Below are 272 nucleotides of genomic sequence, written 5' to 3' on the forward strand. Positions count from 1 at the left end.
GGCGCGATCGCCTCGCACGTCCTCGGCGACGAGCTGCCCAAGCTCTGGCCGCTGATCTATCCGGGCCAGTCGGACACGGCATCGTTCGACAACTGCCTCGAACTGCTGGTGATGGCCGGTTACCCGCTCGTCCACGCGATGATGATGATGATCCCGGAAGCCTGGGAACAGCACACGCTGATGGACGAGAACCGCAAGGCGTTCTACGAATACCACGCAGCGATGATGGAGCCGTGGGACGGCCCCGCCGCGATCGCCTTCACCGACGGCCG

The 272-nt window shown here is 65.1% G+C and carries 1 protein-coding gene; it reads left to right on the plus strand.

Translation table 11 applies throughout. From position 1 onward, the window contains the following. Window positions 1-272, plus strand: a 272-nt coding sequence (locus SB765_RS29720) for a hypothetical protein (protein ID WP_410932506.1), incomplete at both ends; no start/stop codon positions are given.

It is taken from the genome of Pseudomonas sp. SIMBA_067 (genome assembly GCF_046534675.1).
Taxonomy (GTDB): domain Bacteria; phylum Pseudomonadota; class Gammaproteobacteria; order Pseudomonadales; family Pseudomonadaceae; genus Aquipseudomonas; species Aquipseudomonas putida.